Genomic DNA, 15,284 nt, shown 5'->3' with positions numbered 1-15,284 from the left:
TAGAGTACTAAAATCTTCCAAATGAAATATTTTACCAAAACCCTATTACTTTTTATAGTAATCATCAGTTCGAGCTGTCTCAAAAAAAATGATGAGAAAGCATCAGATGATTCAAGATACCAACCCAAAGAATTTGTCGAATTAAAGCATCCCGAATGGAGTAAAAATGCTACTATTTACGAAGCAAACATTCGACAGTTCACACCCGAAGGAACATTTAAAGCATTCGAATCACATCTGCCAAGAATAAAAGCAATGGGAATTGATATCATTTGGCTAATGCCGATTCATCCCATTGGCGTTGAAAAAAGAAAAGGAACATTAGGTAGCGAATATTCTGTAAAAGATTATTACGGAATCAATCCAGAGTTTGGAACCAAAGAAGATTTTGAGTCATTGGTAGATAAAATCCATAGCTTGGGAATGTATGTGATAATAGATTGGGTGGCTAATCATTCCTCTTGGGATAATCAATTAGCTAAAGATCATCCTGACTGGTATACCAAAACAGAAGAAGGTAATTTTCAGCCAACGCCTTGGTATGATTGGGATGATGTAATTGATTTTGATTATGACAAACCCGGAATTAGAAAGTACATGACCGAAGCATTGGTGTATTGGGTTAAGGAATGTGATATTGATGGTTATCGTTGTGATACGGCAGGATTTCTGCCAACCGATTTTTGGGATAATGCAAGAGCCGAAATGGATGCTGTAAAACCAGTTTTTATGTTGGCCGAATGGGAATCGCGTGACTTGCACATAAAAGCTTTTGACATGACGTATTCGTGGACATTCTTCGATAAAATGGTTGCTGTAACCCGCGATAAAAAAAGCATGGCCGGTTTGGTTGAATATATGGCTCACGATGTAAGCACGTTTCCGCGTGATGGCTACCGAATGCTTTTTACCGACAATCACGACATGAATTCCTGGAATCACAATATGGATTATAATTTTGGCGATGGATTAATAGCTTCAATGGTTTTATGCGGAACCGTCAATGGAATGCCATTGGTTTATGGCGGACAGGAAGCCGGTCTAAACCGTTCATTGAAATTTTTTGATAAAGATTTAATTGACTGGAGTAAAATGCCTTATGAAGGGTTATTTAAAAAATTATTTGATCTGAAACATAAAAATAAAGCCTTATGGAATGGTAAAGAAGGTGGCGTTATGGTTCGGATTTATAGTGATAAAATGGAACAGGTGATTTCGTTTTCGAGAACAAAAGACAAGGATAAAGTGATTACAATTGTCAATTACAGTGATAAACCTGCAACTGTAAAACTGAATTCAAAATATCAAAAAGGCGATTATACAGAATTGTTTTCGGGAGCAAAAATTAGTCTGAAAGGAGATGACATTTTTGAGATGAAACCATGGGACTACTTGGTTTTAGTAAAATAAAAAAGTCCTCTCATTCCAAAAACGAGAGGACTTTTGCATAAATATTTCGATTTATTTCAACAAAAAGTTAAATCCAACATTTATACTGGAACGACTGTTTGTCAGTGACGGATAACCAGATTCTTTGTTTATATCTGTAAAACCTCCCTGCCCTTCTATTTCAGCGAAAAATTTAAGTTTGTCGGAAATTGGAATCTTAACCCCGATTCCGGCCGCTAAACCAAAATCTGTTGTGTTAAAAAACTTTTTCATATCAGCATCAAATTGGGTGTCTTTAGCACTCATAAGAAATCCAAGGTAAGGACCAAAATTCAAGTACCATTCTCTTTTATTACCAAAATGCCAATTGGCCATTACCGGAATAGTCAGATAATCTAAATTATAATCTGTTGGATAATATTGTCCATCATCAAGATTCAGAATCACATCGTTATCCCAGCCTTTTTGATCATAAATCATTTTTACTTTCAAACTCCAATCTCTTGAGAAGTAGTAATCAAGTGAACCACCAATATTTAATCCCGTGCTCGAATCGTATGAGTACTGAGAATCAGAAACAGATGAATTATTAAAACCAATGTTAAAACCAACCTCTACATCGCCTTTCTTTTGAGCCATAAGGTTAAACGATACCAAGAGTGCTATAAGTGTTGCTAAAATGGATTTCTTCATGACATTTATTTATTTGTTTATCAAAATTACGCGATTTTTCTACCAATTAGCGTGCCATTTAAATTTCTTTTAACGCTGAAACTAAATAATCAATTTCTGCTTTGGTGTTATAATGACTGAATGAAATACGCAAACTTGGTTTTTTCAACTCATCATCGTTAAGCATTTCTGCCAGCACATGTGATGGTTTAATGCTTCCACTTTGACAAGCACTGCCGCGGGAAACCGCAATGCCTTTCATATCCAAATTAAACAAAATCATAGCCGTTTTTTCGGGAGCAAAAGGTAATACAACATTTAAAATATTATAAAATGTATTGCTGCCATTTACAGTAACATCCTGAAAAGTGGCTTGCAATTTTTCGAAACAATACGCTTTCAGCTCAGAAATTTGTTCTCTTTCCTCATTCAAATTTTCATAAGAAAGTTCAAGTGCTTTTGCCATTCCGGCGATTTGATGCACCGATTCCGTTCCGGCACGCCAGCCTTTTTCCTGTTCACCACCGAAAAGCATGGGTTGCAAGACCAAATTTTTACGGATAAAGGCAAATCCAACCCCTTTTGGTCCATGAAATTTATGCGCACTGGCCACCAGAAAATCAACCGCTAGTTCATGTATATTCAATTCTGTTTTTCCAATAGACTGTACTGTGTCGCAATGAAACAAAGCTTTATTTTGGTGACACATAGCTCCTATCCTTTCAATATCATTGACAACTCCGGTTTCGTTATTCACATGCATTAAAGAAACTAGTGTTTTGATATTACCGGAAAGCAATTCCGAGAATTGTGCGTAATCTAAAGTTCCGTCATGGACAACATTTACGAATTCAACTTCAATTCCAAATTCTTCCTGCAAAGCTTGAACGGTGTACAATGTAGCATGATGTTCTACTTTTGATGTAATGATTCGTTTTACGCCAAAGTCTTTCACGGCGCTTCTTAAAATCCAATTTGTAGCTTCGGTAGCTGTTGCTGTAAAAACAATTTCCTGTGCATTGCAATGCAACTGTTTGGCAATCGTTTTTCTCGAAGTTTCAATAATAGCTTTAGCGCTTCTGCCAATACTATGTGTCGATGACGGATTTCCATACTCTGACTGCATAACTTTCATCATTTCATCTATAACTTCCTGACGAATTGCTGTGGTTGCTGCGTTATCGAGGTATATTTTTTTCATTTTGCAAATATAAAAGTACTGTTCTTAATTAAATGATAAAAGGCGAAATTTAATAGTATAAAAAACTTATTTTTGCTTAAAAATTTTACTATTCCGATGAAAAGAATTTTATGTTTACTCACATTGTTACTGATTATTACTGCTTGTGACGATGGAAATTTAACTGTTGATGTTATTGATTTTTCTGAAGTTTCTGCCTCAAAATGCAGTGCTAAAGATGTGATTTATAAAGTTAAAGATGGCGAAATGCTTTTTATTGAAATTCCGGCTTCAACTTTTTTAGCTGATGCGACGCTGGATGGTGCTCCTATTGAAGTTTCTATAAATTCTGCCAACAAAGTAACTTACCGAAAATATGATGGAGATGTAAGTTCAAATAATATTTGTCCAACTGTACCTGATGCAACACCAAATCTAAAGGAAGAATGGAATGCGACATCAGGCACAATTCAAATCACATCTACTGCAATTAAGTCGACTAACTCAACCGACAATTCCACTCGAATTACCGGCTATACTTATAATATTGTTTTTAAAAACATAACTTTTCAAAAACCAACCGGACCACAAGTATATGAAACTTTTGTCTTTGGAAATTATGCCACCACTGTAAGTCCATTAGCATTTGGATTCAATCGCGAAGTGGATAAAAGTGCTTGTAGCACAAAAATATATGATTTTAGCGGTGGCGAGGTTTTTACCTTAGATGTTGCTGATTATGAAGCATTATTTGCGAGTGAAGTAACTACAACTCCAAGGACCAGGTTGATTAGCGCTACTAATAAATTATCCTATCGATTATATAATGGTACAATAACCGATGCATATTTCTGTGCTACAACTGTTCCGTCTAGTCCAACCCTGACACAACAATGGGATGCTGTAGATGGAATTGAAGCTACAAGCGGAATTATCGAAGTAAGTACAACATCATTAGGTTCTGATTTTCTGCATACTATACGTTTAAAAAAAGTTACTTTAAAAAAAGGAAACAGTGAATTTTCTCTAGGCGATGATTATCTTTTTGGAACATTTATAACCAATTAATTTTACCAGATTATCATGCCTACGGACTGTATTAGCTATCAAAAATCAGGATATTTCTCTAAATTAATTTCAGATTATTTAGACGAGAAACCCGAATTAAAATCGCTTTACAATCGTTTTCCAACTCAGGAAAATTTTAAAGGTCAACTGGAAGAAAAAGAGCAAAACTATCCGGCAGAAAATAGAAAAAGTTTGGTTACTGCTCTAGGAAATCAGTACAGTGGTTTTCAGGTTTCAGAAGCTACAAAGGCAAATATTTCACTCTTATCCAATACAAAAACTTTTACCATTACAACCGGTCATCAACTGAATTTGTTTACCGGACCTTTGTATTTTTTGTATAAAATTATTTCTACTATAAATCTTTGTGCTACTTTAAAAAAAGAACATCCATCATATGATTTTGTTCCGATTTATTGGATGGCGACAGAAGATCATGATTTTGAAGAAATAAACTATTTCAATTTCAAGAATGGGAAAATAAAATGGAATAAGGAAAGTTATGGTCCGGTTGGAAGACTCTCGACAGACGGCTTAAAGGATGTTTTAGATGTCTTTGCTTCCGAATTAGGACTAGGTAACAACGCGACTTATTTAAAAGAGCTTTTTGAAAACAGTTATTTAAAGCATAAAAATCTTGCTGATGCCACACGATTTTTGGCAAATAGACTATTTGGAGATAAAGGCTTGGTTATTCTTGACGGTGATGATAAAAGTTTAAAACAAATATTCGCTCCTTTCGTCAAAAATGAACTGATGAATAAAACCTCATTTCACAAGGTTTCTGAAACAAATTTATTGCTTCAAAAGAGTTATGATATTCAGGTAAATCCAAGAGAAATCAATCTGTTTTATATTGAAGATAATCTTCGTGAACGCATTGTATTTGAAGACAATCAGTTTAAAATAAACAATACTAAGTTAGCATTTTCGGAAAAAGAAATTTTAGAATTGCTCGAAAACAATCCTGAGAAGTTTAGTCCAAATGTTATTCTTCGTCCCTTGTATGAAGAAATCGTTTTACCTAATTTGTGTTACATTGGCGGTGGCGGAGAAATTGCTTACTGGCTACAGTTACAATCAAATTTTGAAGCGAACAAGATAACTTTTCCAATGCTTTTAGTACGTAACTCTGTTTTGTTAGCAACCGAAAAACAAATAAAAAGAGCGGACAAGTTGAACCTTTCCTGGGCAGATTTATTCAGCAACCAACAAGAGTTGTTTACTCAAAAGACAAAAGAGTTTTCAAAATTCAACATTGATTTCTCCGAGCAAAAAGAGCATTTAAAACAGCAGTTTGAAAAATTACTTCTAATCGCCAATCAAACCGACAAATCATTTATTGGTGCCGTTAAAGCACAACAAACCAAGCAAATAAAAGGATTAGAAAACCTAGAAAAACGTTTGCTAAAAGCAGAGAAAAGGGTTCACGCCGAAAAACTGGAACAAATCATTTTGCTTCAAAACGAATTGTTTCCTAATCAAGGATTACAGGAACGAAAAGCCAATTTCTCCGAGTTTTATTTGAATGTAAGTAATGAACTTTTGGAAAAACTCTTTCAAAAACTAGAACCATTAGAGTCTAATTTTACGATAATCACTCTTTAATTCGATAAGTTTTCAACACGAAAACGTTTTCGCTTTTTCATAATTTCATAATGTAAACTTTGTTTTATTAACTTTAAAAAACTAATATAAAACCAAGCTATTATGAAAAAACAACTACTCTTATTTACTGCCCTATTCTTATGCATTCAATTTAATTTTGGTCAGGTAATTTCAATGATTGGAAGTACCAGTCCTTCCGGAAGTTGGGCTGTTGATACGGTTATGAATACTACGGACAACATAACGTATACATTAAACAATGTAGCAATTACAACTGCGACAGATCCAGCAACTACCGGATTGAAATTCCGACAAGACAACAGTTGGACAATCAACTGGGGTTCTGCAAATTTTCCTTCAGGTACCGGAACTCAAAATGGTGCAAACATTATGACTCAGGCCGGTACTTATGATGTTACGTTCAATAGAAGTAACGGAACTTATACTTTTATTCCATCTGGTTTTACAAATATCGGAATTTGGGGACCAGCAGTAGATTCTATATTAGGATTTGGTGGCGCTGATGTTGACATGACTACAACTGATGGAGTCATTTACACACTTTCGGGTTTTTATTTTACAAGCGGAACAGCCTATTTTCGATTTAACAACGACAGTATGAACACGTGGGGAAGTGTTTCTTTTCCGACCGGAACTGCAGTTAGTGGCGGTCCAACAATACAGGTAACCGGAGGCGAATGGTTTGTAACTTTTAATAAAAATACAGGCGAATATAGTTTTGCTTATCCAAGTGTTGGTATTTTGGGAACTGCATTAAATGGTTTTCTTGCAGCTGATACTGATTTGACAACTACCAATGGATTTAATTATACTATTTCCGGTTTAGCACTGACCGATGGTGAAGTCAAGTTTAGAAAAGACAACGATTGGACTACCAATTGGGGTTCTCTTGATTTTCCAACAGGAACAGGAATTCAAAATGGGCAAAACATTCCGGTAACAGCAGGTACTTATGATATTTCTTTTGAAAGAACTAGCGGAAATTATTCGTTTACCAATACGCTATCTAATAACACCTACTCTATTTCTGAAGTAAAAATCTATCCAAATCCTTCAAACGCTATTTGGAATCTGTCACATAGTGCAACAATTGACAGTGTTGAACTTTTTGATGTTACGGGCAAAACAATTCAAAGTTTTACGCCAAATGCTTCTCAATTTGAATTGGATGGAAGTGCTTTGACTAATGGTGTTTATTTTGTAAAAGTGAAATCCGGATTAGATTTTGCCGTGCAAAAAATTATCAAGAATTGATAGTCGTTCTATTTTTAATAATGGTTTAAAAAGTTTACTTTTGCACCGAAATTAAAAATAAACAAAAATGGCAACGAATAGAACATTTACAATGATTAAGCCTGATGGTGTTGAAAACGGACACATCGGTGGAATTTTAAATATGATTACTGAAGGTGGTTTCAGAATTGTAGCAATGAAATTAACACAATTAACAGTAGCAGATGCAAAAGCATTTTACGCTGTACACGCTGAAAGACCTTTCTACGGAGAATTAGTAGAATTCATGACACGTGGACCAATCGTAGCAGCAATTTTGGAAAAAGACAACGCTGTTGAAGATTTCAGAACGTTAATCGGAGCTACAAACCCGGCACAAGCTGCAGAAGGAACTATCCGTAAAAAATATGCAACTTCAGTGGGCGAAAATGCGGTTCACGGTTCAGATAGCGATGAGAACGCAGCTATCGAAAGTGCTTTCCACTTTGCAGGAAGGGAGCAGTTCTAATTCAAAACTGAATATATTATTTAGAATCCCATATCGAAAGATGTGGGATTTTTTTATTAATCAAAAATAAATGTTAAGGCATAAACCTACATATACAATAATTTATACTTTCGTTTTCTTAAACAATACTTTTTATCAACCAAAATTTAAACTTTATGAAAAAACAACTGATTTCAGTTTTAGTGATTTTAATCTCTTGCACCGCTTTGGCACAATCAACATCTGAAAAAAAAGAAAGCAATTTAGAGTTTACGGTCAATACCAAATTAGGATTTGCCAAACTGAAGCAAACCGGTAATGTGGGATTAAACGGAAATGTTAATGGTGCAGATATATTATTCTCATTGCCTTTAGGGAAAAAGTGGAATATCTCATCAGGGATTGGCTTTTTAGAATTTAATGCAAACCCAACTATTGCAGGAAATACTGCCAGTTTGAAAAATTCTTACCTGCACATTCCGGTACAATTCAATAATGACTTTGCTATTTTCAATAAAGAAAATCCAGAGAATCAAAAAATATTTTTCACTGTTGGATTAGGATTATATGCCAATAGTCTGATTAAACAAGAACTGGAAACGGTAACCGGAAATAGTAGTGCTAAAAATCAAGGTTGGAATTTTGGATTTTCAAGTCAGATTGGTGCCAAATTTGTCGTTAGCGATGCAATCAATATTGGTTTAGGTTTTGAAGGACAGAGCGATTTTACTAAAATGAAAAAAGACGGAAACGAACAAAAAATAGAAAACATTAATGCTGTTTATTTTAAATTAGGATTTAAATTTTAAGCCTACTATAATAAATAAAAGTCCCGATTGCTCGGGACTTTTATTATTGTAAACTCTTTAAACTCTGCTCTATTGTAGCAATCTTTGCCAGAGCGTCCGCTTCTTTTTTTCGTTCTATTTCAAGTACTTTTTCGGGTGCGCCTCCAACAAACTTCTCGTTAGATAATTTGCCTTGAACACTTCTTAAAAAGCCTTGGGTATATTTTAACTCTTCATTTAGTTTAGCAATCTCGGCAGCAATATCAATATTCCCTGAAACCGGAATAAAGTATTCGTTAGATTTTACTCTATACGTTAACGCACCATCAACTTTCTCGGTGATATATTCTAAAGAAACAATGTTACCAAGTTTCATAATTACACTGTCAAAATAAGTTGAAACCTTTTCGCTGTTTACTATTTTTAAATCAATAGCGTCTTTCATGGCGATGTTTTTCTCTTTACGAATAGTTCTCAAACCGGCAATAACTTCAGAAGTAAATTCGAAATCAGTTATTAGTTTTTCGTTAAACGAAGTCATCTTTGGATATTCAGCAATAATTAAGGCTTGTTCCGGAGTTCTATCGGTAATATGCTGCCAAATTTCTTCTGTAAGGAATGGCATAAATGGATGCAGTAATTTCAAATTCGCTTCCAGCATATCAATGGCTTTGTTGAATGTCGCTCTGTCGATTGGCTGTTGGTAAGCAGGTTTTATCATTTCCAAAAACCAGGAACAGAAATCGTCCCAAACCAATTTGTAAATTGCCATCAATGCATCGGACAATCTGTACTTTTCGAAATGGTCTTCTATTTCTACTAAGGTTTGCTGTAATTTAGATTCGTACCATTCGATAGCGACTTTAGAGCTTTCCGGTTGTGGAATATCGGCAACTTCCCAACCTTTTATTAATCTAAAGGCATTCCATATTTTATTCGCAAATGCTTTACCGTTGTTGCATAATTCTTCGTCGAACATTATATCATTTCCGGCTGAAGCACTTAAAAGCAATCCAACACGAACACCATCGGCACCAAATTTTTCAATTAGTTCTAACGGTTCCGGAGAATTTCCTAACGATTTTGACATTTTGCGACGTTGCTTGTCACGTACCAAACCTGTAAGATATACATTTGAAAACGGTTTTTTTCCTGTATATTCATAACCTGCGATAATCATACGGGCAACCCAGAAGAATAAAATATCCGGTCCGGTCACCAAATCATTTGTTGGATAATAGTATTTGAAGTCTTCGTTTTCCGGATCCATTATTCCACCAAAAACAGCCATTGGCCATAGCCAAGAGGAGAACCAGGTATCTAAAGCATCAGCGTCTTGAGTCAGGTTATCGGTTGTCAGTTGTTGGTTGTTGGTTTTGGTTTTCGCTAATTCCAATGCTTCATTTATATTCTCGGCAACAACGAAATCTTCTTTTCCGTCTCCATAGAAATAGGCCGGGATTTGTTGTCCCCACCATAGTTGACGCGAAATATTCCAGTCGCGGATATTTTCTAACCAATGACGATACGTATTATCAAAACGAGAAGGATATAATTTAATTTCTTTGGTTTCCAATACCGATTTGATGGCAGGTTTTACCAATTCTTCCATGCTCAAAAACCATTGATCGGACAAACGAGGTTCGATTACGGCTTTTGTTCTTTCTGACGTTCCTACTTTGTTTAAATAGTTTTCTGTTTTGGCTAAAGCACCTGTAGTTTCTAATTCTTTGGCAATTTCCTCACGAACAACGAATCGGTCTTTTCCTTGGTAATGCAATCCATAAGAATTCAAAGAGGCATCTTCGTTGAAGATATCTATGATTTCAAGATTGTGTTTTTCGCCCAATGTTTTATCGTTCATATCGTGCGCAGGCGTTACTTTTAAACAACCTGTTCCGAATTCAACATCTACATACTCATCTTCTATAATTGGCACTACTCTATTACAAATTGGTACGATTGCTTTTTTACCTTTCAAATGTGTGAAGCGTTCGTCATTTGGATTAATGCAAACTGCGGTATCACCAAAAATAGTTTCAGGACGTGTGGTTGCAACAGTTAAGAAGTCTGAACTTCCTTCTATTTGATATTTTAAAAAGTATAATTTCCCTTGTCTTTCTTCAAAGATTACTTCTTCGTCTGATAAGGTTGTTTTGGCTTCAGGATCCCAGTTTACCATTCTGTAACCGCGATATATATAGCCTTTGTTATATAAATCAACAAACGAACGAATTACAGATGCTGACATATCAGGATCCATGGTAAATTTAGTTCTATCCCAATCACAGGAACAACCTAATTGTTTTAGTTGTTCTAAAATTGTTCCGCCGTATTTGTCTGTCCAATCCCAAGCGTGTTTTAAAAATTCTTCTCGGGTTAAATCGTTTTTGTTGATGCCTTCGCTTTTTAACTTCGCTACCACTTTTGCTTCGGTTGCAATTGAAGCATGGTCAGTTCCCGGAACCCAACAGGCATTGAAACCTTTTAATCGCGCACGTCGAATTAAAACATCCTGAATAGTATTGTTTAGCATATGTCCCATGTGCAAAACTCCGGTCACGTTTGGTGGCGGAATCGTAATGGTATATGGTTTTCTATGGTCGGGTTTTGAATGAAAATAGTTGTTTTTCATCCAGTAGTCATACCATTTTTTTTCTACTGCTGCTGCGTTAAACTGTGCGGGAATCGACATATTTGGTTATTCGGTTATTTGTTTATTCGTTTGCAAAAGTGCGATACGTTTTTCTTTTAGCCCCGATGGTAGAAGCTACCATGTAGCTCGGACAGCGGGAACATGGATAACTGACAATCACTGACCACTCGCTCCAAATCGTAATGGCACACCTTTTGTAAACTGCACTGCAAAAGTAATTAATAAAGACTTTAGAAAAAATTAAGAATTAAATTTTTGTGCATTAATTTAAACGAAGTATTTTTACTAACCAAATAACACATTTGACCTATGAAAAAATATATACTTATCACTGTTATCCTTATAAATGCTGCAGTTTTTGCGCAAAAAGGACCAAGAATTGAGTTTAAAGCCAAAGATAATACCATTGATTATGGAACAGTAAATAAAGAAGATGACAGTGGTCTTCGCACTTTTGAGTTTACAAACACCGGAGATGAACCTTTGATTATTAAGAATGTGCAATCAACTTGTGGTTGTACAGTGCCATCAAAACCAACCGAACCAATTCTACCCGGCAAAACCGGAAAGATTGATGTAAAATACAACATGCATACCGGACCAATCAGAAAAACAATTACGGTTGAAAGTAATGCTGTGAATGTTGACGAAGGTCGTGTTGCAATAAAGATTAAAGGAGAAGTTATAGAGAAACCTATTGTGAATCTCTTAGAAAAAAAGAAAACCAGTCCGATGATGCAATAAAAAAAGTCCCGATTACAATCGGGACTTTTTTATATAATGTTTTTGAGTTGGAATTTGAATTTAAAGGGTTTTCCATTTCTTTCGATTTCTATTTCGATTGCTTTTCCTTCTTCGGATTTGAGAAGTTCATTTATCGATTGGATGCTGAGCCAGTGTGTTGTTTGCCTATTTATTCTGATAATTTTATCTCCCACTTTTAGTCCTGCTTTTTCGGATTCGGAGCCTGCTCTGACACTTGCTATTTTAAAAACAGGTTTTAGTGTAAAATGAATCTTTAAGCTGTTTTGAATTCTATTCTGAGTATTATCAGTATATATTTTTATACCACCAACTGTTCTCTCATCTACAGCTTCCGTTACCCATTCTAAACCGGCATGCTCAACTTCTATTCCGCTCATGTTAAAATGAAATGGATCGGCTATCTTTTTATTAGGTTTGGTATAAACTGCATTGTTTACATAATCAAAGACAACAGTAAACCTCGAAATAATTTCACTTCCCAGAGAACCAACTCTATTCGGAACAAAATTTACACTTTTCAAAGACGTCGAATCGGGAAAAGTTATCAAAGGATTGTTGAATGTTTTATTGCCGAATTCAAAGCTACTCAATCTGGCTCTTTTGCCATAAACGTTCCCACTAAATCCTCTGCCAAGATAGTCTTGTATGTTTTTTTCGGGTAATTTAATTTTATCAGTTCTATTTAAAAAAACCCAAACCGCATCACTATTACCTGTGTCTATTAATAATTTTGAAGGAACAGTTTGCTCACCGGCTTTAATGTTTAAAACACAATAGGGCTTATTATCTTCGATAGTTATTGGCTCTCTAACAAACTTCTTTTGCAGAAGACTGTTTATTTTAATGTGATTATGGTCGTAAACCGTAAGCCTCTTTTTGTCGTAATTTATTTCAACAATATGCTTTTTAAAAAAATTAGAGCCCATAATTCCGTTTACTGGAATTCCAACATGGGAAGAAAAATTAAATTCTTGGTCAAGAACAACATAAATCTCATGTTTATAATCGACAAAGTCTTTTATTTCTACTTTATTTCCGGATGATTTATACGAATCAATGGCTTCTTTACTCCCTAATCCTCTGAGTTTTAATTTCTCTACTTCGAATAATTTGACTTCATCTTTTTCATCCAAACTAAAAAGTATTGTTTGCTCGACTCCGGTGTCTAATAAAAAAGTCAATTCTTCCCCGTTTATCGTAACCGGGATAAAAATCAGATTATTAATAAGTTTGAAAGGAATAACAACTTTATTTTTTAGATTGTTTATCTTAAATTCAGATTGGCTAAATCCATGAACAGAAAGTAACAGAAAAAATAATAGCAGCTTTGCACGCATTACAAATGATTTTCTATAAAAATAAAAAATAATTCTCTGCCAATGGTGTTTTTAACAAATTATAAATATTGGATGAATTGTTTACCTCTGAAAAAAATCGCAAATTTGCACCACAAACAAACGTCAGCATCACGATAACAATCGTGTAGCCGAAGCAAACAAAAAAGTCATGCCTAAAATATCATTGAAAGGTCAGCATATGCCCGAATCGCCAATCAGAAAATTGGTTCCTTATGCAGAAATTGCTAAAAAGAAAGGTCACAAAGTGTATCATTTAAACATTGGTCAGCCTGATATCAAAACACCGGATGTAGCACTGAATGCAGTTAAGAATGCCGATATAAAAGTTTTAGAATACAGTCATTCTGCTGGTTTTGAAAGTTACAGAACCAAGCTTTCTGCTTATTATAAATCACACGGATTACCTATTGATGTTGCTGATATAATCATCACAACCGGCGGTTCTGAAGCCTTATTGTTTGCTATGGGAAGCACTATGGATACCGATGATGAAATCATTATTCCAGAGCCTTTTTATGCCAATTACAATGGTTTTTCAACAGCTTCCGGAGTAAAAGTTGTACCGGTTATTTCAACTATCGATGAAGGTTTTGCATTACCTCCAATAGCTGCTTTCGAAAAATTAATTACACCAAAAACGAAGGCAATTTTAATTTGCAATCCGGGAAATCCAACAGGATATTTATATTCAAAAGAGGAAATTTTCCAATTAGCCGAAATCGTTAAAAAGCACGATTTGTTTCTGATTGCCGACGAAGTTTACAGAGAATTTATTTATGATGAAAATGAAAAGCATTTTTCTGTAATGAATGTTCCCGGAATAGAACAAAACGCCATTATGATTGATTCAGTTTCGAAAAGATACAGCATGTGTGGTGCTCGAATCGGATGCATTGTTTCTAAAAATAAAGAAGTAATGGCAACGGCTATGAAATTCGCGCAGGCAAGATTGAGTCCGCCAACTTATGCTCAAATCGCCAGTGAAGCCGCTTTAGACACCCCACAAAGTTATTTTGATGATGTAATCGATGAATACAAAGAAAGAAGAGACACCTTAATAGCCGAATTACAAAAAATCGAAGGCGTAAAAGTAGCCACACCAAAAGGCGCTTTTTATTGTATTGCACAACTGCCGGTAAAGAACGCAGATAATTTTGCCCAATGGCTTTTAGAGTCTTATGACAATAATAAAGAAACTGTAATGGTTGCTCCGGCTGCTGGTTTTTATTCAACACCAAACGTTGGTTTGAATGAAGTCCGAATTGCTTATGTCCTCAAAAAAGATGATTTGATTCGCTCTGTTGCCATCCTTAAAGATGCTTTGGAAGTTTATAATAAAAAATAATTTCTCAAATTATATTTAATAAAATCCTGTCTTGTTTGATACGAGATGGGATTTTTCTTTTCAGGAGCGGACGTCTGTGTTTCTCCACAACCCTGCTCCCGCTATCCGCGCTACACGGTAGCTCGCTGCTATCGGGGCTATTATCACGTTTGATTTTTCTTCCCATAAAAAAAGCCCTGACTTAATCAGGGCTTTTTAACTTATAATTTATAACTCATAATTGATAACTCAAACTATCGCTTCATCGCAAAGTGTGACTTAAACTGTTTCATCACACCACCTTCTGCAAAGTCAACCGTAAACCAGTAATCATCCGATGGTAACAGATGTCCGTTATACGTACCATCCCAACCCGCTCCTGTCGGACTGATTTGTTTAAGCAGTTTGCCATAGCGGTCAAAGATGAAGATTTTTGCCTCATCTAATCCAACAACATTCCAAGTATCATGAATGCCGTCTCCATTCGGAGTAAAGTAATGCGGATAATCAATGATATAAACCTCATTTATAACTAACTCCTCACAACTGTAGGCAATATTACCTTTGGCATCCCAAACATGGATAACGTGCGTACCCATGCTAACGCCCTCAAACACATTACTATCCTGTCTTGGTCCGTCATCCAAACTGTACTGATAATCCGGTGCTCCATAACCTTCTACTGTAACCGTAATAACCTGTGTATCGCTAAAGGCGCCCGTTACTGTGTATCCT

The 15,284-nt window shown here is 35.4% G+C and carries 13 protein-coding genes; 8 read left to right on the top strand and 5 right to left on the bottom strand.

Annotated elements, in window-relative coordinates; translation table 11 throughout:
* The first annotated feature begins 21 nt into the window (after positions 1–21).
* Positions 22–1,410 carry an alpha-amylase family glycosyl hydrolase gene (locus L1S35_RS03110; RefSeq protein ID WP_236396523.1) on the top strand — a complete coding sequence of 463 codons (1,389 nt, stop codon included), beginning with the start codon at positions 22–24 and terminating at the stop codon, positions 1,408–1,410.
* A gap of 51 nt (positions 1,411–1,461) precedes the next feature.
* Here L1S35_RS03110 and L1S35_RS03105 read toward each other — a convergent pair whose 3' ends face one another.
* Positions 1,462–2,082 (bottom strand): porin family protein, encoded by a 621-nt coding sequence (locus tag L1S35_RS03105; RefSeq protein WP_236396521.1) that lies wholly within the window; start codon positions 2,080–2,082, stop codon positions 1,462–1,464.
* Between the two features lie 58 nt (positions 2,083–2,140).
* Positions 2,141–3,262 (bottom strand): cysteine desulfurase family protein, encoded by a 1,122-nt coding sequence (locus L1S35_RS03100; protein WP_236396519.1) that lies wholly within the window; start codon positions 3,260–3,262, stop codon positions 2,141–2,143.
* A gap of 96 nt (positions 3,263–3,358) precedes the next feature.
* Between L1S35_RS03100 and L1S35_RS03095 the strand changes: the two genes are divergently transcribed.
* From L1S35_RS03095 to L1S35_RS03075, 5 genes are all read left to right on the top strand, one after another.
* Complete coding sequence (locus tag L1S35_RS03095; RefSeq protein WP_236396517.1) at positions 3,359–4,309, top strand: hypothetical protein; 951 nt, start codon at positions 3,359–3,361, stop codon at positions 4,307–4,309.
* A 15-nt stretch (positions 4,310–4,324) separates the two neighbouring features.
* Entirely contained in the window at positions 4,325–5,917 is a 1,593-nt protein-coding gene (gene bshC, locus L1S35_RS03090) for a bacillithiol biosynthesis cysteine-adding enzyme BshC (protein ID WP_236396515.1), read from the top strand.
* A gap of 102 nt (positions 5,918–6,019) precedes the next feature.
* Positions 6,020–7,192: a T9SS type A sorting domain-containing protein gene (locus L1S35_RS03085; RefSeq protein WP_236396513.1), complete on the top strand. Its 1,173-nt coding sequence runs from the start codon at positions 6,020–6,022 to the stop codon at positions 7,190–7,192.
* Between the two features lie 67 nt (positions 7,193–7,259).
* Entirely contained in the window at positions 7,260–7,679 is a 420-nt protein-coding gene (locus L1S35_RS03080; RefSeq protein ID WP_236396511.1) for a nucleoside-diphosphate kinase, read from the top strand.
* A 155-nt stretch (positions 7,680–7,834) separates the two neighbouring features.
* Complete coding sequence (locus tag L1S35_RS03075) at positions 7,835–8,467, top strand: outer membrane beta-barrel protein (protein WP_236396509.1); 633 nt, start codon at positions 7,835–7,837, stop codon at positions 8,465–8,467.
* Positions 8,468–8,510: 43 nt separating this feature from the next.
* On the opposite strand, the gene L1S35_RS03070 is transcribed toward L1S35_RS03075, so the two are convergent.
* The gene (locus tag L1S35_RS03070; RefSeq protein ID WP_236396507.1) at positions 8,511–11,141 is read right to left on the bottom strand and encodes a valine--tRNA ligase; all 2,631 of its coding nucleotides are present in this window, start codon (positions 11,139–11,141) and stop codon (positions 8,511–8,513) included.
* A 270-nt stretch (positions 11,142–11,411) separates the two neighbouring features.
* Between L1S35_RS03070 and L1S35_RS03065 the strand changes: the two genes are divergently transcribed.
* Entirely contained in the window at positions 11,412–11,846 is a 435-nt protein-coding gene (locus tag L1S35_RS03065; RefSeq protein WP_236396505.1) for a DUF1573 domain-containing protein, read from the top strand.
* A gap of 29 nt (positions 11,847–11,875) precedes the next feature.
* Here L1S35_RS03065 and L1S35_RS03060 read toward each other — a convergent pair whose 3' ends face one another.
* Positions 11,876–13,204 carry an aspartyl protease family protein gene (locus tag L1S35_RS03060; RefSeq protein WP_236396503.1) on the bottom strand — a complete coding sequence of 443 codons (1,329 nt, stop codon included), beginning with the start codon at positions 13,202–13,204 and terminating at the stop codon, positions 11,876–11,878.
* A gap of 169 nt (positions 13,205–13,373) precedes the next feature.
* On the opposite strand from L1S35_RS03060, the gene L1S35_RS03055 reads away from it, so the two are divergent.
* On the top strand, positions 13,374–14,570 hold the full coding sequence (locus L1S35_RS03055; RefSeq protein ID WP_236396501.1) for a pyridoxal phosphate-dependent aminotransferase: 1,197 nt from the start codon (positions 13,374–13,376) through the stop codon (positions 14,568–14,570).
* A 233-nt stretch (positions 14,571–14,803) separates the two neighbouring features.
* Here L1S35_RS03055 and L1S35_RS03050 read toward each other — a convergent pair.
* A partial coding sequence (locus L1S35_RS03050; RefSeq protein WP_236396499.1) for a T9SS type B sorting domain-containing protein occupies positions 14,804–15,284 on the bottom strand: 481 nt, incomplete at its 5' end.

This window comes from Flavobacterium anseongense (genome assembly GCF_021608185.1).
GTDB lineage: Bacteria > Bacteroidota > Bacteroidia > Flavobacteriales > Flavobacteriaceae > Flavobacterium > Flavobacterium anseongense.
The sequence above is the reverse complement of the archived record's forward strand: the minus strand, read 5'-3'. Positions and strand labels throughout refer to the sequence as shown.

Coding starts and splice junctions, on each gene's coding strand:
- L1S35_RS03110 (WP_236396523.1), top strand. CDS start 22: ATGAAATATTTTACCAAAACCCTATTACTTTTTATAGTAATCATCAGT.
- L1S35_RS03105 (WP_236396521.1), bottom strand. CDS start 2,082: ATGAAGAAATCCATTTTAGCAACACTTATAGCACTCTTGGTATCGTTT.
- L1S35_RS03100 (WP_236396519.1), bottom strand. CDS start 3,262: ATGAAAAAAATATACCTCGATAACGCAGCAACCACAGCAATTCGTCAG.
- L1S35_RS03095 (WP_236396517.1), top strand. CDS start 3,359: ATGAAAAGAATTTTATGTTTACTCACATTGTTACTGATTATTACTGCT.
- bshC (WP_236396515.1), top strand. CDS start 4,325: ATGCCTACGGACTGTATTAGCTATCAAAAATCAGGATATTTCTCTAAA.
- L1S35_RS03085 (WP_236396513.1), top strand. CDS start 6,020: ATGAAAAAACAACTACTCTTATTTACTGCCCTATTCTTATGCATTCAA.
- L1S35_RS03080 (WP_236396511.1), top strand. CDS start 7,260: ATGGCAACGAATAGAACATTTACAATGATTAAGCCTGATGGTGTTGAA.
- L1S35_RS03075 (WP_236396509.1), top strand. CDS start 7,835: ATGAAAAAACAACTGATTTCAGTTTTAGTGATTTTAATCTCTTGCACC.
- L1S35_RS03070 (WP_236396507.1), bottom strand. CDS start 11,141: ATGTCGATTCCCGCACAGTTTAACGCAGCAGCAGTAGAAAAAAAATGG.
- L1S35_RS03065 (WP_236396505.1), top strand. CDS start 11,412: ATGAAAAAATATATACTTATCACTGTTATCCTTATAAATGCTGCAGTT.
- L1S35_RS03060 (WP_236396503.1), bottom strand. CDS start 13,204: ATGCGTGCAAAGCTGCTATTATTTTTTCTGTTACTTTCTGTTCATGGA.
- L1S35_RS03055 (WP_236396501.1), top strand. CDS start 13,374: ATGCCTAAAATATCATTGAAAGGTCAGCATATGCCCGAATCGCCAATC.